Below are 17,725 nucleotides of genomic sequence, written 5' to 3' on the forward strand. Positions count from 1 at the left end.
GCGGCCATGCTGCCGCCCACCGGCCAGCCCTTCGTCCTGCTGGACGATGCGCGGCCGGGCGGGGCAGCGCCGCGCCTGTATCGCGATCCGGTGCGCGTGCTGCGCGCGGACGATCCTGCCGAATTGCCGCGCCTTCTCGGCGCGCTGAAATCCGCGCAGCGTGATGGGCTGCATGCGGCGGGCTATCTCAGCTATGAGGCGGGGCTGGCGCTGGAACCGGCGCTGGCCGGCCGCATGCCGGCCGATCGCGCCGCGCCTCTGGCCTGGTTTGGCCTGTTCGCGCGGCATGAGCCGTTCGATCTGGCCGCGCTGCCCGATCCGCGCGGGGCCTGGCTTGGCCCATGGACGCCGGACATCGGCCGCGCCGACTATGACGCCGCCTTCGCCAGGGCCGCCGCGCTGATCGAGGCGGGGGATATCTATCAGGTCAATCTCACCTTTCGCAGCCGGGCCGGGTTCGCGGGCGATCCGCGCGCGCTGTTCGCGGCGCTGCGCCAGCGCGCGCGCGCCGGTTATGGCGCGCTGGTGCATGACGGGGCGGATTGGCTGCTCAGCCTCTCGCCCGAGCTGTTCTTTTCACTGAAGGGCGACGGCGTGCGGGTGAAGCCGATGAAGGGCACCGCCACGCGGCTGGCCGATCGGCAGGCCGACGCGCGCGAAGCCGCCGCTTTGGCCGCAGACCCCAAGCAGCGCGCCGAAAATCTGATGATCGTCGATCTGTTGCGCAACGATCTGTCGCGCGTCTGCACGCCGGGCAGCGTGGTCAGCGGGCCGTTGTTCGCGGTGGAGAGCTACCCCACCGTGCACCAGATGGTCAGCAGTGTGCAGGGCACCCTGGCTGGCGGGCAGGATGCGGTGGACCTGCTGTCCGCCCTGTTTCCCTGCGGATCGATCACCGGCGCGCCCAAGATCCGCGCGATGGAGGTGATCGGCGATCTGGAGGCCAGCGCGCGCGGCCCCTATTGCGGCGCGATCGGCCGGATCGACGCCAATGGAGACGCCGCGTTCAATGTCGCGATCAGGACTTTGCACTTGCCAGCGGGGGCCGCGTCCGTTTCACTGCCGGGGTCGGTCCATATGGGCCTGGGCTCCGGCGTGGTGGCGGACAGCGTGGCCGCGTCCGAATGGGCCGAATGTCTGGCCAAGGGGGATTTCGCACGCGTGGACAGCAGCTTTGACCTGATCGAGACCATGGCGTTCGATCCGCGCACGGGCCTGCTGCGGATCGAGCTTCATCTGCAACGGCTGAAAGACAGCGCGCAGGCGCTGGGCTTTGCATGCGATCGGCACCAGCTGCGCAACGATCTGCATGCCGCTACCTTTCACCTTGCCGGCCCATCCAGAGTGCGCCTGATGCTCTCGCGCAGCGGCCATAGCGCCATCGAAATCCGCCCGGCGCCGCTGCATCCGGCGGCAGGCTGGACGGTCGCCATCACGCCGCTGCCGGTTGGCCCGGCGGATGTGCGGCTGGCCCACAAGACCAGCGATCGCGATTTCTACGATGCCGCCCGGCGTGCCCATGCGCCCTGCGATGAGGTGCTGTTCACCGATGCCGAGGGTTTCCTGACCGAGGGCAGCTACACCAATATCTTCCTGCCGCGCGATGGCCGCTATCTCACCCCGCCGCTGCGCCGCGGCCTGCTGCCCGGTGTGCTGCGCGCCGAGCTGGTGGCACAGGGGCAGGCGGTGGAAAGCGATCTTCGCACTGGCGATCTGGCCGACGGTTTCCTATGTGGCAACAGCTTGCGCGGGCTGGTTTCGGCCAGGCTCGCCCAGGTTCCTTAACCGGACAATATCCCGCCGTTCACGATGCGCTAAGTCCGTTGCACTATATAGGTGTTTCGGGCGGCGGATATTTTTCGCCGCGCGGGACGTTAGATAGACAAGAACAATAATGATGGACCCGGTGAAGACAGACACGGGCCATAACAAGAAGGCCTCTCCCATGCTGAAAATCAAGCGCATGATCCGTTCCGACCTTTTCTGGAGCCTGACTGGCGGTTTTGCCATCGGTGCCATCGCGGTCGTCAGCCTGGTGGAGCCGGAAACCGACTATAGCAGCATGGCGCAGGCGCCGGTCGAAATGGTCGATCAGATATAATGAAAGCTTTTGCGCTTCTCGCTTCCTCCGTGGCGCTCGCAACGGGCGCCATGGTCGCGCTCACGCCGGGCCAATTGATCGGCACGGCGCAGGCGGCGGAAGGCATGTCCATTCCCGCATCGGCGGCCAAGGCCAGGGAATCCGGGCTGAAAACCGCCGTGCTGGCCGGTGGTTGTTTCTGGGGTCTGGAAGCGGTGTTCGAGCATGTGAACGGCGTGAAAAAGGTCGTCAGCGGCTATGCTGGCGGCAGCCAATCGACGGCAAGCTATGATCGTGTCGGGCGCGGCGATACGGGCCATGCCGAATCGATCCGGATCACCTATGATCCGTCGACGATCCGGTACGACCAGCTGCTGCGCATTTTCTTCTCCGTGGCGCATGACCCTACCCAGGTCGGCGGGCAGGTGCCCGATCGTGGCAGCGAATATCGCAGCCTGATCGTGCCGCAAAGCAAGGAACAGCTGCGCGTGGCCCAGGCTTATATCGCACAGCTGAACAAGGCCCAAACCTTCGGCAAGCCCATCGCGACCGAGGTGGCGACCGGCAAGCCATTTTATCTGGCCGAGGACTATCACCAGAACTTCGCCAAGAAGAACCCGAACCATCCCTATATCACGCGCTGGGATGCACCCAAGGTGGCCGCGCTCAAGCGCATCTGGCCCGGCGTCTATTCCAGCAGCCCCGCGGCCTGAAAAAGCCTCGGCTGCCAACGCGGCGTGACCGTCTGTGACGGAGGGCGGCAAGCTTCTCCGATGACATAAAAAAACCCCGGTCGCTGCCGGGGTTTTTCGTATCTGCAATGTGGAGCGCCTTATTTCGGGCTCATCACCATCAGCATCTGGCGGCCTTCCATGCGGGGCATGGCTTCCACCTTGGCGGCTTCCTTCATGTCCTCGGACAGCTTCTGGAGCAATTCCATGCCCAGCTGCTGGTGCGCCATTTCGCGTCCACGGAAGCGAATGGTAACCTTCACCTTGTCGCCATTGTCGATGAACTTGACGACATTCTTCAGCTTCACCTGATAATCATGTTCGTCGATGTTCGGACGCATCTTGATCTCTTTGATGTCCTGCGTCTTCTGCGTCTTGCGCTGGGCATTGGCCTTTTTCTGGGCCTCATATTTGAACTTGCCGACATCCAGGAACTTCGCGACCGGCGGGTCCGCGTTCGGGGATACTTCGACCAGATCGAGGCCAACGGCCGCAGCCTGCTCGATCGCGTCGCGCGTGTTCAGCACGCCGAGATTTTCGCCCTCGCCATCGATGACGCGAACGGTGTCGGACTGAATAAACTGATTGAAGCGCGGTCCGCTCTTGGGCGGGGGCGTCATCGCACGCCGAGTGGGGGAAGCTATAGCAAGGTCTCCTGATGGTTATTCTGAATGTCTAACATAGTGGGAATGAAGGGGATGTGAAAGGGGGCTTTGACGGCAGGCCGATGAAAGCCGTTATCCCGGGTGCGATCCGGAATGACGGCCCTCGATCCACAAAGCCTGGCGCCTCACCCCAGGTCGGGCGCTTTCGCCTCTGCGGTCAGCCGCGCGATGGCGTCTTCCAAGCTCAGCACCTTTTGATGCTCGTCGCTGCCCAGCACGCGCAGCGCCACCGTGCCTTCCTCCGCCTCGCGCTTGCCGACGACCAGCAGATTGGCGACCTTGGCAAGGCTGTGCTCACGCACCTTGTAGTTGATCTTCTCGTTGCGCAGATCGGTTTCCACGCGCAGGCCTGCCGCCCGCAGCTTGTCGGCCACGGCATTCGCGTAATCGTCCGCATCGGACACGATGGTGGCCACCACCGCCTGCACCGGGGCGAGCCATAGCGGCAGCTTGCCGGCAAAATGCTCGATCAATATGCCGATGAAGCGCTCATAACTGCCGAAGATGGCGCGGTGGAGCATGACCGGGCGGTGCTTGTCACCATCCTCGCCGATATAGCTGGCGTCCAGCCGCTCGGGCAGCACCCGGTCGGACTGGATGGTGCCGACCTGCCAGGTCCGCCCGATCGCGTCGGTCAGATGCCATTCCAGCTTGGGCGCATAGAACGCGCCTTCGCCGGGCAGCTCTTCCCACCCGAACTCCTCCGTCGCCATGCCCGATTCGATCACGGCGTTGCGCAGCTCGTCCTCGGCCTTGTCCCAGTCCGCGTCCGATCCGAAGCGCTGTTCGGGGCGCAGCGCCAGCTTGATGGAATAGGTGAAGCCGAAATCCTTGTAGACCCGGTCCGCCAGCTCGCAGAATTTGCGCACCTCTGCCACGATCTGGTCCTCGGTGCAGAAGATATGCGCATCGTCCTGCGTGAACTGGCGCACGCGCATCAGGCCGTGGAGCGCGCCATGCGGCTCGTTGCGGTGGCAGCAGCCCATTTCGCCCAGCCGTAGCGGCAGATCGCGATAGGATTTGATGCCCTGCTTGAACACCAGCACATGGGCCGGGCAGTTCATGGGTTTCAGCGCCATCCACTCGGCCTCGTCGGACACCAGCGCGCCCTCGTCCGCGGTGTTGGGCACCTCGTCCGGAATCACGAACATATTCTCGCGATATTTGCCCCAATGGCCGGACTGCTCCCATTGGCGCGCGTCCATCAGCTGCGGGGTCTTGATCTCGCGGTAGCCGCCGCCGTCCATCGCGCGGCGCATATAGGCCTCCAGCTCGCGCCAGATCATATAGCCCTTGGGGTGCCAGAAGACGCTGCCATGCGCCTCTTCCTGCAGATGGAACAGGTCCATCTCGCGGCCCAGCTTGCGATGGTCGCGCTTGCCCGCTTCCTCCAGCCGGATGAGATGCTGTTTCAGCTGTTTGCGGTCCAGCCAGCCGGTGCCGTAGATGCGGCTGAGCATGGCGTTCTTCTGATCGCCGCGCCAATAGGCGCCGGACACGCGGGTCAGCTTGAACGCCTGCGGATCCAGCTTGCCGGTGCTGGCGAGATGCGGGCCGCGACACATGTCCAGCCAGTCGCCCGCGCGATAGATGGTCAGCTCCTCGCCCTCGGGCAGCTCGGCGGCCCATTCGGCCTTGAAGGTCTCGCCATGGTCCTTGAACCATTCGATCAGCTGGGTGCGGGTCCACACCTCGCGCTCCAGCGGCGCGTCGGCGGCGATGATGCGGCGCATCTCCTCCTCGATCCTGGGCAGATCCTCTTCGGTGAACTGGCCATGGTCAGCGGGCGGGGCGAAGTCATAATAGAAGCCGTCGTCGGTGGAGGGACCGAAGGTGATCTGGGTGCCCGGAAAGAGGTTCTGCACCGCCTCGGCCAGCACATGGGCATAATCGTGCCGCGCCAGCTCGAGCGCATCGTCGACATCGCGGCTGGTGACCAGCGCGAGCTCGGCATCTTCCTCGATCGGGCGACCGATATCGCGCATCTCGCCGTTCACGCGCGCCGCGATCGCCGCCTTGGCCAGCCCCGGCCCGATCGCCGCCGCCACATCTGCCGGAGTCGTGCCACGCTCGACATCGCGCGCGGTACCGTCGGGCAGGGTGATTCGGATCATCTCGGACATGGGGAACAGGCTCATTCTTCGCGGAAGTGGGAAAGCGCCTAGATAGAGGCGGATGCGCGCCAAGGGAAGTGCACAGCCGGGCAGCACCGGCATGGCCGTGCGTGCAGAACAGCACACTTGTCATTGAGGAAAGCTGACTTGACATAGCGGCGGCTGTGAATGTAAAGGAAGCCATACAAATTGATAAGGGAGATTGTCTCATGTCCAATATCGTTCGCGCCCTGTTATGGGCCGCTGTCATGCTGTCGATCGCCTGGGCTGGCCGCGGCGGTTGGATCGACGGGGATCTGTCGCAGGCGCTGCTGATCATGCTTCCGGCCCTGGCCGTGGTAACGCTGCGCCGCAGCTGCCGCGAAACTTGCGCGGTCGACGCGTGATGGCGGGGCAGGACGCCATCGGCTGGCGGCAGCGGCCGGGATTTTATGTCGGCATGATGCTGGCATCCTTCGGTGCCATCGCCGGATTGAAGCTGAGCGGGGCCATTCCCGCGCCGATCGGCTTCATCCTGCTGGCGGGGGCCATGCTGTGGATGATCCCGCTGGTGCGCACCGGCATGGAAAAGCAGAAGCGCTGCGGCGTGCTGAGCCCCGCGGTGGTGCGCTATAACCGCCGCTTCATGCTCGCTTCTTTCGGCTATATGCTCGGCCTCGGCCTCGCCGTCTGGCTGAACGACCGGTTCGATCTGGCCGGTGTCGTCGCCTTTGCCGTCGCGCTGCTGCCGGTGATCCCGACGCTCGCGATGGTGTGGACCATGGCGCGCTATCTGGTCGAAGAAGACGACGAATATCTGCGGCACCGCGCGATGATCGCCAATCTCGTGGGGCTCGGCGCGGTGCTGTCGGTGGGCTGTTTCTACGGCTTTCTGGAAACGTTCGAGCTGGTGCCGCATGTGCCGGGCTGGTGGGCGGTGCCGATCTGGGCGATCGGCATGGGTGCCGGGCAAGGCTGGATGGCGCTGCGCAACCGTGAACGTGCCGAGGGATGAAGAACCGCCTCAAGGTGCTGCGCGCCGAGCGGGACTGGACGCAGGGCGATCTGGCCGAGCGGCTGGACATCTCGCGCCAGAGCATCAACGCGATCGAGACCGGCCGCTACGACCCCTCGCTCCCGCTCGCTTTCAAGATCGCCGATCTGTTCGGCCTCGCCATCGAAGAGATATTTTTCCGCGATCAGCCGTGAAAATGCACCAGATCCGATAGCGGGGCGCGGTCGGTGATGGCGGCGGTGCTGGGGTGCGCCTCGTCCGGATAGCCGAAGCTGAGGCCGAAGATGCAGTGCAGCTCCGGGTCCACGCCCAGTTCGCGCTTCACCACATTGGAATAATGGCCCAGCGCCCCCTGCGCGCAGCTGCCCATGCCGTGCGCGGTCAGGGCCAGCATCAGCGTCTGCGCATACATGCCCAGATCCGCCGCGCCGTGGAGGCCGAAGGCGGGGGGCATGAAGAACCAGGCGGCGTGCGGCGCATCGAAAAATTCATAATTGCGCAGGAAGCTGGCTTCGCGCGCTTCCTTGTCGTGGCGGCCCACGCCGGTCGCCTCGAACAATTTTACCGCGGCGCCGATGCGGCGCTCTTTGTAGATGCCGACATAGGGATTGTCGCGGTGGCCCGCGCCTTCGTCCGCCTCGCCCGCCTTCACCGCGGCGATCAGCTTTTCGCGCATGTCGGTCAGCGCGTCGCCGGAGACGACATGGGTGATCCAGGGCTGCGCATTGCAATTGCTGGGCGCGGTGCCGGCGACGGCAAAGATGTGATCGAGCGTATCCTGCGGGATCGGATCGGGCTTGAACGCGCGCACCGAGCGGCGTTGGCGGGCGATGCTGTCGATGGCTTGGGGGAGATTGGTCATCGGTCGGTTATGCTGGGATGGAAACCGGGGCGCAAGGATGCATTGGCCCGGCATCAGCCCACCAGTTGCTCCTCCCGTTGACGCGGCAGATAGGATGGTGCGGGGGCATCGCTGGCGGCGGCGTCCATCCGGGCGGCGGCATCCAGCATATGTTCGCGCAGGCGACATTGGGCATCCCATCCGCTGCTCGGATCGCTCGCACGGATCACAAAGCGCACGACCATCGATTGGGCATCGTGATCCACCACCTGGACCTGCGCCTCGTCCTTCTCGATCACATCGTCGTCCGCTTGGACGAAATCTTCGAACGCTTCGCGCAGGCGGCCGACATCGGCGCGGTGGTCCAGATGCAACAGCACCGGCTTGAGGATGCTGGGATCCTCGGTGGTCCAGTTCTCGAAGCTCGACGACACGAATTCGTTCACCGGTGCCATGATGCGGCGCCCGTCCCATGTTTTCAGCTGCACATGGGTGAATCCGATATGTTCCACATGGCACCACTGGTCATTGAACAGCACCGCGTCCCCGATCCGCGCGGTCTTGGCAAAGGCGATCTGCAGGCTGGCCATGATATCCGCCAGAATCGCGCGCGCGGCAAAAGCGATGACCAGCCCGATGGCCCCGGCGGACGCGACGAGCGAGAAGCCGAGCGTGGAGGATATCTGCGTCTCGATCAGGATGAAACCGATGCCGCCCAGGATCAGCATGACGATGATGATCCGTCTGGTCGCCGACAGCGTGGTGTAGACATTGCGCTCATGTTCCGCGTCCGGATCGGTCACGTCCTCGTCGATCTGCCGATCGGAGACGACGTCCAGCGCCGCCTCCATGATGCTGAGCAGGATCGCGGCGATGGCGATAACGATCAGCGCCGTCTGCAGCGGATCGAGCACCGCATTGACCGCGCCGGAAAAGGTGAAGGCGATGCTGCGGATGAGCGTGAACGTGCCGACGAAGGCGAACAGTGCCGACGGTATCCGCACGGCTTTCAGAATAGCCGATATCCTGTGCGAACCGCTTCGACGGCGGAAGCGGCGAATGGCGACATGGGTGAGCACTGCGGCGGCCAGCGCAAGTAGCAGCACCAGCGGCAGGGCGATCACCTCCCACCAGGCCAGCGTCCAGAAGGCTTGTGCGCGCAGGCCTGCCGGCAGCGCTTTTTCAAACTGCGTCGGCCCGTAGATGCGGTGCAGCATGGGCACATTTTCCACCGTCTGGCGCGAAAATACCCAGAGCGGCTCTCCGCCTGCAGGGGCCAGACGGGCTATGCGGAGTGATACGGTGCGGTTGGCCAGCTCCATACGCGTCAGCACGATGTTGCGGCGCGCCGCACCGGCCATCGGGTTCTTGCTGCTGCTCATCGCGTCCAGGCCGTCGGGCCGGTCCGGCAAGGCGTTCCAGTCGATCACGGTGGACCGATGAACCACCTGATAGAGCTGCTGCGCCAGCCTTGGCCCCTGTTCGGCCTGCTCGGCCGGGGGCAGATAGGACAGGTCCAGCGTATGCGCCGCTCGATCCCAGTCCCCGCGCTGCGCGGCATCCAGAAAGGTTTCCATCAGTGCCTGCGGCGTGTCCAGGTTCAACGGCCCGTCCGGTGTCGACAGACCCGCATGGGGATCATCGACCGTATAGGCATAGGGGCCGGAGGATTGCGCACCGACAGGCGCAGCGGTGCCGAGCAGCGCCAGCAGCGCCACGAGGAAGACGATCATTCGCATGCTATTGGCTCCGATTGGGAACATATAGCATAAGCGGCCAGGCGCTGGTTCGAAGGTGTTTTTTACCGGCGCTTTGCTGTATCCTTGCTTTGGCAGGCCGCCTCGGCGGCTTCGCCAGCTGCACGGCGATCCGATATCGCCCATGCGTCGCGCTGCGCCACGAAGGGCAGCGCCAGCGAATCGCGCAGGCCCAGTTCGTCCGGATCGCGATAGGCGGGCACGCCGATGACGATGTCGTCCTGCGGCACGTCCAGCCGGAAGGTGCCGTGCAGATGGTCCCACAGGGCCAAACCGCTGGACCAGTTGCTGTCTGTCTCCGCCTTCACCGCGCTGTGGTGGATGCCGTGCATGCGCGGGGTGGTGATGAGGCGCGCCAGCCAGCGTTCGGCCCGCACGGGCAGCGCCAGATTGCTGTGGTGGAACAGGACGGAGAAGAAGAACCAGCTTTGCCATATGTCGAGCGCGCGCGGCGAGACGCCGAGCAGCGCGACCTGCGCGGCGCGATAGGGCGCGCTGATCGCCATGTCGACGAAGTGGAAGCGGATTGCCGTGCTGGCGTCCAGATCCAGATCGTCATGATGGACGAGGTGGAAGCGCCACAAGAGCGGCACCTTGTGGGTGGCGACGTGCCAGAGATAGACGGTGTAATCCATCAGCAGCACCGCCGCGATGTCGCGCATCCAGCCGGGGGCGGGGAGATATTGGGTCAGGCCGGTGCCGGCTTTTTCCGCGCGCCGGGCCAGCGGCCGCGTCATCGGGCTTTCGATCAGGCTGACGGTGGCCATGCTGAGCGCGCCCAGCGCGATATTGGTGACGGTGCGGCGCGTGCGTGGGCGGCTGGGGCGGCGCAGCGGCGCGGCACGCTCGCCGATCAGGATCGCCAGCGCGGCGATGCCGATCAGCGCGGCCCCGGCGATCATCGCTCTGTTGTTGGGGACGTCGCTTCCATTGGCCATACAGGCTGGACGCGCCAGAGGGCCGGCGGGTTCCTGATCCGCGCCGAACGAACTTTCCTACAGCGCCCCCGCTGGCCTATATGGGGTGCATGACCCATGTGCCCTGCCGCAGCGCCGCCGCTTTTGTTCGCCCAGTCCAGGCCCGCCACGTCCGGGCCGCTTTCGGGCCGCCAATATTTGCGTCTCTGGACAGTGTGACCTGTGTGACCCTGGAAGGGGGCGCGGCATGAGCGAGACGGCCCCCGACATCCGGCACAGCGCCCGCCCCGGCGGCGAACGGCTCGCCTTTCGCAAGGCCGAGGGCGCGGGGCCGACGCTGGTCTTCCTGCCGGGCTACAAGAGCGACATGGCCGGCGGCAAGGCGACCATGCTGTTCGATCGCGCGGTGGCGCAGGGCCGCGCGGCGCTGCTGATCGACTATGCCGGATGCGGGGAAAGTGGCGGCGCGTTCCAGGATCAGACGCTGGAAAGCTGGCGCGACGATGCGCTGTATCTGGTCGAAACGCAGACGGCGGGGCCGGTGCTGCTGGTCGGCTCCAGCATGGGCGGCTGGCTGATAATGCTGGTGGCGCTCGCGCTGGCGGCGCGTGATGGAGCAGCGCGCATCGCCGGACTGGTGGGTATCGCCGCTGCGCCGGACTTCACCGATTGGGGTTTCGACGCGGCGCAGCGCGCGCAGCTGGCGCGCGGCGAAACGCTGTACGAGGCCAATGACTATGGCCCGGAGCCGACGCCGACCACCGCCGCCTTTTGGGCGTCTGGCCAGGCCAACCGTCTGCTAACCGGCGATCCCATCGCCATCGATGCGCCGGTGCGTCTGCTGCAGGGGCAGCAGGATGCGGAGGTGCCGCACGGTGTCGCGCTGCGGCTGGCCGCGGCGCTGCGTTCAGCCGATGTGCAGACGCTGTTGATCAAAGATGGCGATCATCGCCTGTCGCGCCCGCAGGATCTGGCCCTGCTTGCCGCGACGGTGGACCGCCTGTTCGAAGGTGCCGCAAAGGACCGCCCATGATCGCCCTTCTCCCCATTCTGCTGCAGACCGCCGCCGTGCCTGTGGCTGCAGACCCTGCCGCCGAGGTCGATCCCCGGCTGGGCGAATGTCTGGAGCTGGCGTCCAGCGATCCGGTCACCGCCGTGGTGCGCGCCAACGCCTGGGTCTCGGCCAATGGCGGCGCGGCGGCGCATCAATGCCTCGGCCTGGCCGAAGCGGGCAGTGGCCGCTGGGACCGCGCCGAGGCGGCCTTCGTCAAGGCGGCGCTGATGGCGCAGGAACGCGGCGCTTCCGATGAGGCCAATCTGTGGATGCAGGCGGGCAATGCCGCGCTGGCGGATGGGCAGGGCGCCACCGCGCTCACCCATCTGGACCGCGCCGTGGCCACCGGCACGCTCAGCGGCAAGGCGCTGGGCGAGGTGGAGCTGGACCGCGCCCGCGCGCTGGTGAGCGCCGGACGCGCGGAGGATGCCGCTGCTGCCCTATCCGAGGCCACCCGGCTGGTGCCGCAGGACCCGCTGGCCTGGCTGCTGTCGGCCACGTTGGCCCGGCGCACGGACCGGCTGGAACAGGCCGCATCGGACATTGCGCTGGCCGCCGCGCTGGCCCCGGAGGAGCCCTCCGTGCTGCTGGAACAGGGCAATATCGCCGCGCTGTCCGGCCAGGATGACGCCGCCCGCGCGTCTTGGCAGAAGGTGCTGAGCGGCGCACCCGGCAGCCCCCAAGCCGATGTCGCCACCGCGCAGCTTGCCGCGCTGGCCGCCGCCCGGGACGCTTCGACACAGGCCGGCGTGACGCCGACCCCCGCCCCATGATAGGATGCATCCCATGAAATATCTCCACACCATGATCCGCGTCACCGACATCGACGAGACGCTGCGCTTCTTCGACCTGCTGGGCCTCAAGGAAGTGCGCCGTGCCGACAGCGAGAAGGGGCGCTTCACGCTCGTCTTCCTGGCCGCGCCGGGCGATGAGGATGCACAGGTCGAGCTGACCTATAACTGGCCCGCCGAAGACGGCAGCGCGCCCGAGCAGTATGAGGGCGGGCGCAATTTCGGCCATCTGGCCTATGCGGTCGACAATATTTACGCGAGCTGCCAGCGATTGTCCGATGGCGGCGTGACCATCAACCGCCCACCGCGCGACGGGCATATGGCCTTCGTCCGCTCGCCCGACGGCATCTCGGTCGAGCTGCTGCAGAAGGGCGAGCGCAAGGCACCGGCCGAACCCTGGGCGTCGATGGAGAATGTCGGCACATGGTGAGCCAGAGCGCCGCGTTGGAGACAGGGGGACTGGAGATCGTCCGCATCCCCGTACTGAACGACAATTATGTCTGGCTGGTGCATGAGCCGGTGAGCGGTGAGACCATGGTGGTCGACCCCGCCGTGGCCGATCCGGTGCTGGACGCGGCGAAGGAACGCGGCTGGGCCATCACGCAGATCTGGAACACGCATTGGCATCCCGATCACACCGGCGGTAATGCCGCGATCAAAGAGGCGACCGGCTGCACCGTTACCGGGCCGAAAGACGAGGCCGCGCGCATTCCCACGCTGGACCGGCTGGTACGCGAGGGCGATACCGTGTCGCTGGGACCGGTGACGGCGCAGGTGCTGGACGTGCCCGCGCATACCGCCGGGCATATCGCCTTTCACCTGCCCGATCAGGCATGCGCCTTCGTGGGCGATACGCTGTTCGCCATGGGCTGCGGCCGCCTGTTCGAGGGCGATGCCGCACAGATGTACGCCGCGATGCGCAAGTTCGAGGGCATGCTGGACGATACGGTGATCTACTGCGCGCATGAATATACGCAGGCCAATGGCGATTTCGCGCTGACCGTGGAGCCGGACAATGCCGCGCTGGTCCAGCGGATGGAAACCGTGCGCGCCATGCGTGCGCGCGGCGAGGCCACGGTGCCCACCGACATCGCCGCCGAAAAGGCGACCAACCCGTTCCTGCGCGCAACGTCGGTCGAGCAGCTGGCCAGCCGCCGCGCCGCCAAGGACGCGGCCTAGGGCGCGCAACTTTTGGCGGCAGCGTGCCGTTATGTTCGCATAAGGAGATTATCGATGAGCATCGTTCGTTCCGCCTTTGCCACCACCGCCGCGGCGCTTGCGCTGTCCGCCACCTTGTCCGGCTGCGCCAATGGCCCGCGCGATGCCCAGCGCGAACCGCTGACCGCCGAGCAGAGCCAGGAGCTGGCCAAGCTGGTCGAAGGCCGCGTGGCGCAGACGCCGGTGTCCTGCCTGCCGCCGGGCATGCGTAGCGCCTCCAATGTCCGCATCAGCCAGAACACGCTGGCCTATCGGCAGGGGGCGGGCGATGTCTATGTCAACAATCTGCGCACGCCCTGTCCCGGGTTGGACAATAATTGGGACATCATCGTGACCGAGCAGTTCCAGGGCCGCGCCTGCAGCGGAGACATCATCCGTCTGGTCGATCGGACCAGCGGCATCTTCGGCGGCTCCTGCGTATTGGGCGATTTCACGCCCTATAAACGCGCCGGCTGATCGCTATCCCTGCGCGCGGCGCGGTGCGTGGCCGGTCAGCTGCGGTACATGCTGTTCAGGCGGTCTGCATATCGATCGCGGATGACATGGCGGCGGATCTTGAGTGAGGGCGTCATCTCGCCATTCTCGATCGTGAAGGGTTCGTCGGCAAAGATGAAGCGGCGCACCCGCTCGGTGACGGAGAGGTCGCTGTTCACGCGGCTGACGGCGGCATCGATGGCCTTGCGAAATTCTGGGCGGTCCTGGATCTTGGCGAAGTCCACCCCGCAGCCATGCGACTGGCAGAATTGCACGGCCCATTCCGCATCCGGAACGATCAGCCCCACCATATAGGGCCGCTTGTCGCCCACGATCATCGCCTGGCTGATCTCGGGCTGGAGCGTCAGCATGCCCTCCACCTTCTGCGGCGCGACATTGTCGCCCTTGTCGTTGACGATCAGGTCCTTCTTGCGATCGGTGATGACGATCCGTCCGCCATCGTCGATATGGCCGATATCGCCGGTGTGCAGCCAGCCGTCCTGCAGCACGCGCCGGCTTTCCGCCTCATTGTGCCAATAGCCCTGCATCACCAGCTCGCCGCGAACCAGCAGCTCGCCGTCTTCGGCCACCTTCACCTCGGTGTTCATCAGCGGCGGGCCGACCGTGTTCATGCGCACGCCGGCCGCCGGGCGGTTGCAGCTGATGATCGGCGCGGACTCGGTCTGTCCATAGCCCTGGAGCAGGCACAGGCCGATCGACTGGAAGAAGACGCCGATCTCCGGATTCAACGGCGCGCCGCCGGACACCATCGCCTTCAGCCGCCCGCCGAATTTGGCGCGGATTTTGGGCCGGAACAGGCGTTCGATCAGCAGGTCCATCGGCCGGTCCATCAGCCGCCGGTCGCCCTGGCCTGCGCGCATCCCGATGTCCTGCGCCGTCTGCAGGAAATATTGCGGCAGCTTGCCCTGCTTTTCGATACCCTTGATGATCCGGGCACGCAGCACCTCGAACAGGCGCGGCACCACCACCATGATGGTCGGCCGCACTTCCTCGATATTGGCGGCCAGCTTGTCCAGACCCTCGGCATAATAGATTTGTCCGCCAAGACCGATCGGGAAGAACTGTCCGCCGGTATGCTCATAGGCGTGGCTGAGCGGCAGGAAGGACAGGAACACCTCGTCGTCCCAGCCGAAATCCTCGGAAATGATCTGCGAGGCGCCCGCCACATTGTGCAGGATGGCGCCATGATGCTGGCGCACGCCGCGCGGTGCGCCGCCGGTGCCGCTGGTATAGATGATGCAGGCCAGATCGCTGCGTTCGACATGCGAGGCCCGCTGTCTGGCCACCACCACATCCTCATCGGTGCCGAGCGCCAGATCGGAAAATTTACAGGTGCTGAGCTGGCCGGCCTGCTGGCTACTGATCTCTTCCATGCCGATGACATGGGCCGCGGCGCTGGAGCGGATGACGGCGGGAAGCAGCGTCTGCGCCAGCTTTGCGGTGGAGACGATGACGCCGCGCGCACCGCTGTCGTCCAGAATATGCTGATGATCGCGTTCGGAATTGGTGCTGTAGGTGGGTACGGTGATGCACCCTGCCGCCATGATGCCAAGATCGGCGATACACCATTCGGGGCGATTTTCGGAGACCAGCATGACGCGGTCGCCCGGTTCGAAACCCAGTTCGTGCAGGGATTTGGCAAGACCGGCCACCTGCCGCGCCGCATCGCGCCAGCTGATCGACTGCCACTGCCCGTCCTGCTTGTGCCACAGGAACGGGCGATCGCCTTTGGACGCAGCCCGATCGAAGAACATGGTGACGAGATTGGGAAACCCGTCAAATGCGTCAAAGGCCACTATGCTCTCCATCCGGCGACCGTCGAAATGCGGCCATGAATCCAAGAGCTAGCGTGCGCGGCGGATGTGGGCAACGGTCAAACCATCCTTGTCCCGCTGCCCACGTCGCCATCCTGCGCGGCCTGTACGCCTTTTGCCGTCTATTCCGCTTGCGCCGTGCCTTCACCGCGCGGATCGGCCGCGCCTTCCCAGCCATTCTCGGTCCAGCGGGCAGCATTCACCTTGGAGCCCAGATCCCCGACCACAACCGGCGTGCCCAGCGCTTCGATCTGCGGGACGAGATCGACCAGCGGGGTGTCCTTCTCGATGATCAGGCCGTCACCCCCGTAGAAGATATTGGGCAGCGCGATGGCTTCCTCCAGCGGGTATTTCCAGTCGATATAGCCGATCAGCGTCTTGGCGACATGCATGATGATGCGCTTTCCGCCCGCGGACCCCAGCGCCAGCACCGGCCGGCCCTGGCCATCGAACACGATGGTCGGCGACATCGAGGACAGTGGCCGCTTGCCTCCCTTGACGGCATTGGCCACCGGCTTGCCATCCTTCATCGGCGCAAAGGTGAAATCGGTCAGCTCATTGTTCAGGAAGAAACCGCTGGCCATCAGCTGACTGCCGAAAGGCCCCTCGATGGTCGATGTCATCGAGACCACATTGCCTTCCTTGTCCACCACCACGAAATGCGTCGTGCCCGCCACTTCGCTGGAGGGCGCCGGCGTGCGCTCCTGCGCGCCGGGCGGGGTGCCCGCCTCATAGCTTTCCAGCGCGCTGTCCGGCTTGATGAGGGCGGACCGCTCCTTCAGATAATCGGCGTTCAGCAGGCCCTCGGTGGGCACATAGACGAAGTTCGGATCGCCCAGAAACGCTTCACGATCGGCATAGGCAAGGCGCATCGCCTCGCCAATCAGGTGCCAGCTTTCCGGATTGCCCGATCCCAGCTGTGCCATGTCGAACGGCTGCAACAGGCCCAGAATCTGCAGCACGGTGGTGCCGCCGGACGATGGCGGGCCCATGCCGCAGACGCGATATTCACGGTAGGGCATGCACAGCGCGTCGCGCTCCACCGCCTGATAGGCCGTCAGATCCTCCTGCGTCAGATCGCCGGCATTGACCGGGGTGGTGCGCACGGTGTTGATGATTTCACTGGCGGTCTGCCCGGAATAGAAGGCATCGGGGCCCAGCGTGGCAATCCGCTCAAAGGTTTCGGCCAGCGCCGGATTGGTGATGAGATCGCCCTTTTTGGCGGGCGCTCCGTCTTTCCAGTAGATCGCGCGGGCATCCGGAAAGCGATCCCACAGCGGTGCGATCTGCTGCAAACGCCCTTCCAGCGTGTCGTTCACCTCGAACCCGCCCTCGGCCAGCTGGATCGCCGGTTCGAAAAGGTCTTCCCAAGGCAGCTTGCCCCATCTCTCATGCGTCAGCGCCATCAGGCGGATATTGCCGGGCACGCCGACGGACTTGCCGCCCTGCACCGCCTCCATGAACGGCAGGGGCGTGCCGTCGGGGCGCAGAAACCGGTCTGCCTTGGCGCTGATCGGCGCGGTTTCACGCCCGTCGATCGTGGTGATGGTGCCATCGGTGCCGGACGCGTGGAGCAGAAACCCGCCGCCGCCGATACCGCTGGATTGCGGCTCGACCACGGTCAGCGCTAGCATCATCGCCATGGCCGCGTCGCCCGCCGATCCACCTTCGCGCAGGATCTGCATGCCCACATCGGTCACCCGGGGATCGGCGCTGGAGGCCAGGCCAACGTCGAGGCCGGAAGGCTGGATGATCGTGCCGCCTCCAAAGATGGAATCCTGCTCGCCGGCCGCACTGGCATCGGCCGAATCGGCATCCGCCGCCGCCTCGCCGTCACGGTCACGCGCCGGAGCCTGCAACGGGGCCGCACTGTCGCCCTGGCGCGGCGGCACGGATGGCACATAGCCGCCGCCTTCGACTTCCTGCGCGCTGCCGAACGGTTCGCCCAGTCCATCATCCTCATAATCCACTGGCTCGGTATCGGCGGGCTGCGACGCCGCCGGCGCGCTCGGGAGCGGGGTGGGCCGGGTCTGCTGCGCCGCGACAGGCGCGCAGAGCGCCAGCGCGCAGGCGAGGGAGAGAAGCGGGGTCGTGAAGGATCTGGTCATAGCGGTCCTTTCGGGACAGTTCTTTTGGCCATAGTGATGCAATTTGCCGTCTGAACGCAGGAGAAACGCGGGCGGTTGCCGCCGATCTTGCGCATGCGCACGGAGGCCGCCTGCCCGATGTGCCTCGACCGGGAAACGCAAGCCTG

18 protein-coding genes are annotated in these 17,725 nt (G+C 65.6%); 11 read left to right on the forward strand and 7 right to left on the reverse strand.

The genetic code is table 11. The annotated features are described in order from the left end of the window. Positions 1 to 6 precede the first annotated feature (6 nt). From pabB to msrA, 3 genes are all read left to right on the forward strand, one after another. Positions 7 to 1,785, forward strand: coding sequence for an aminodeoxychorismate synthase component I (pabB, locus tag G410_RS0112125; RefSeq protein WP_022673929.1), 1,779 nt, complete (start codon positions 7 to 9; stop codon positions 1,783 to 1,785). A 121-nt stretch (positions 1,786 to 1,906) separates the two neighbouring features. Further along, a complete protein-coding gene (locus G410_RS18030) occupies positions 1,907 to 2,101 on the forward strand; it encodes a hypothetical protein (protein WP_162604097.1) in 195 nt (64 codons plus the stop codon). Then, complete coding sequence (gene msrA, locus G410_RS0112135; RefSeq protein WP_022673931.1) at positions 2,101 to 2,793, forward strand: peptide-methionine (S)-S-oxide reductase MsrA; 693 nt, start codon at positions 2,101 to 2,103, stop codon at positions 2,791 to 2,793. Before G410_RS18030 ends, msrA begins: the two co-directional genes overlap by 1 nt. Positions 2,794 to 2,912: 119 nt before the next feature. Here msrA and infC read toward each other — a convergent pair whose 3' ends face one another. Continuing rightward, positions 2,913 to 3,431, reverse strand: a complete 519-nt coding sequence (gene infC / locus G410_RS0112140; RefSeq protein WP_022673932.1) for a translation initiation factor IF-3 — start codon at positions 3,429 to 3,431, stop codon at positions 2,913 to 2,915. Between the two features lie 170 nt (positions 3,432 to 3,601). Beyond that, entirely contained in the window at positions 3,602 to 5,599 is a 1,998-nt protein-coding gene (gene thrS, locus G410_RS0112145) for a threonine--tRNA ligase (protein ID WP_028971399.1), read from the reverse strand. Positions 5,600 to 5,799: 200 nt separating this feature from the next. Between thrS and G410_RS18035 the strand changes: the two genes are divergently transcribed. From G410_RS18035 to G410_RS0112160, 3 genes are read left to right on the forward strand one after another with little or no spacing between them, the layout of a single operon-like run. Continuing rightward, positions 5,800 to 5,976 carry a hypothetical protein gene (locus G410_RS18035; RefSeq protein ID WP_022673934.1) on the forward strand — a complete coding sequence of 59 codons (177 nt, stop codon included), beginning with the start codon at positions 5,800 to 5,802 and terminating at the stop codon, positions 5,974 to 5,976. After that, positions 5,958 to 6,584: a hypothetical protein gene (locus G410_RS16660; RefSeq protein ID WP_245559362.1), complete on the forward strand. Its 627-nt coding sequence runs from the start codon at positions 5,958 to 5,960 to the stop codon at positions 6,582 to 6,584. The genes G410_RS18035 and G410_RS16660 overlap by 19 nt, the downstream gene beginning before the upstream one ends. Continuing rightward, positions 6,581 to 6,778, forward strand: a complete 198-nt coding sequence (locus G410_RS0112160; protein ID WP_022673936.1) for a helix-turn-helix transcriptional regulator — start codon at positions 6,581 to 6,583, stop codon at positions 6,776 to 6,778. The genes G410_RS16660 and G410_RS0112160 overlap by 4 nt, the downstream gene beginning before the upstream one ends. Here the strand turns inward: G410_RS0112160 and G410_RS0112165 are convergent. The 3 genes from G410_RS0112165 to G410_RS16670 form a co-directional block, all read right to left on the reverse strand. Further along, on the reverse strand, positions 6,769 to 7,446 hold the full coding sequence (locus tag G410_RS0112165; RefSeq protein ID WP_022673937.1) for a nitroreductase: 678 nt from the start codon (positions 7,444 to 7,446) through the stop codon (positions 6,769 to 6,771). The genes G410_RS0112160 and G410_RS0112165 overlap by 10 nt on opposite strands. A gap of 53 nt (positions 7,447 to 7,499) precedes the next feature. Beyond that, complete coding sequence (locus G410_RS16665; protein ID WP_022673938.1) at positions 7,500 to 9,164, reverse strand: mechanosensitive ion channel family protein; 1,665 nt, start codon at positions 9,162 to 9,164, stop codon at positions 7,500 to 7,502. A 62-nt stretch (positions 9,165 to 9,226) separates the two neighbouring features. Next, complete coding sequence (locus G410_RS16670; protein ID WP_022673939.1) at positions 9,227 to 10,120, reverse strand: sterol desaturase family protein; 894 nt, start codon at positions 10,118 to 10,120, stop codon at positions 9,227 to 9,229. Positions 10,121 to 10,346: 226 nt separating this feature from the next. Here G410_RS16670 and G410_RS0112180 point away from each other — a divergent pair, with 226 nt between their 5' ends. Genes G410_RS0112180 through G410_RS0112200 form a run of 5 tightly spaced genes read left to right on the forward strand, consistent with a single transcriptional unit; the run spans position 10,347 to position 13,618 of the window. Further along, a complete protein-coding gene (locus G410_RS0112180) occupies positions 10,347 to 11,132 on the forward strand; it encodes an alpha/beta hydrolase (RefSeq protein WP_022673940.1) in 786 nt (261 codons plus the stop codon). After that, complete coding sequence (locus tag G410_RS16675) at positions 11,129 to 11,926, forward strand: tetratricopeptide repeat protein (protein WP_022673941.1); 798 nt, start codon at positions 11,129 to 11,131, stop codon at positions 11,924 to 11,926. The genes G410_RS0112180 and G410_RS16675 overlap by 4 nt, the downstream gene beginning before the upstream one ends. A gap of 13 nt (positions 11,927 to 11,939) precedes the next feature. After that, on the forward strand, positions 11,940 to 12,374 hold the full coding sequence (locus G410_RS0112190) for a VOC family protein (RefSeq protein WP_028971400.1): 435 nt from the start codon (positions 11,940 to 11,942) through the stop codon (positions 12,372 to 12,374). After that, positions 12,368 to 13,123, forward strand: coding sequence for a hydroxyacylglutathione hydrolase (gloB, locus tag G410_RS0112195; protein ID WP_022673943.1), 756 nt, complete (start codon positions 12,368 to 12,370; stop codon positions 13,121 to 13,123). Before G410_RS0112190 ends, gloB begins: the two co-directional genes overlap by 7 nt. A gap of 54 nt (positions 13,124 to 13,177) precedes the next feature. Beyond that, positions 13,178 to 13,618 carry a DUF6491 family protein gene (locus G410_RS0112200; RefSeq protein ID WP_022673944.1) on the forward strand — a complete coding sequence of 147 codons (441 nt, stop codon included), beginning with the start codon at positions 13,178 to 13,180 and terminating at the stop codon, positions 13,616 to 13,618. A 35-nt stretch (positions 13,619 to 13,653) separates the two neighbouring features. On the opposite strand, the gene G410_RS0112205 is transcribed toward G410_RS0112200, so the two are convergent. Further along, positions 13,654 to 15,411 (reverse strand): AMP-dependent synthetase/ligase, encoded by a 1,758-nt coding sequence (locus G410_RS0112205; RefSeq protein ID WP_425411250.1) that lies wholly within the window; start codon positions 15,409 to 15,411, stop codon positions 13,654 to 13,656. A 182-nt stretch (positions 15,412 to 15,593) separates the two neighbouring features. Then, a complete protein-coding gene (gene ggt, locus G410_RS16680; protein WP_022673946.1) occupies positions 15,594 to 17,579 on the reverse strand; it encodes a gamma-glutamyltransferase in 1,986 nt (661 codons plus the stop codon). Positions 17,580 to 17,725 lie beyond the last annotated feature (146 nt).

Source organism: Novosphingopyxis baekryungensis DSM 16222 (assembly GCF_000420305.1).
GTDB classification, from domain to species: Bacteria; Pseudomonadota; Alphaproteobacteria; order Sphingomonadales; family Sphingomonadaceae; genus Novosphingopyxis; species Novosphingopyxis baekryungensis.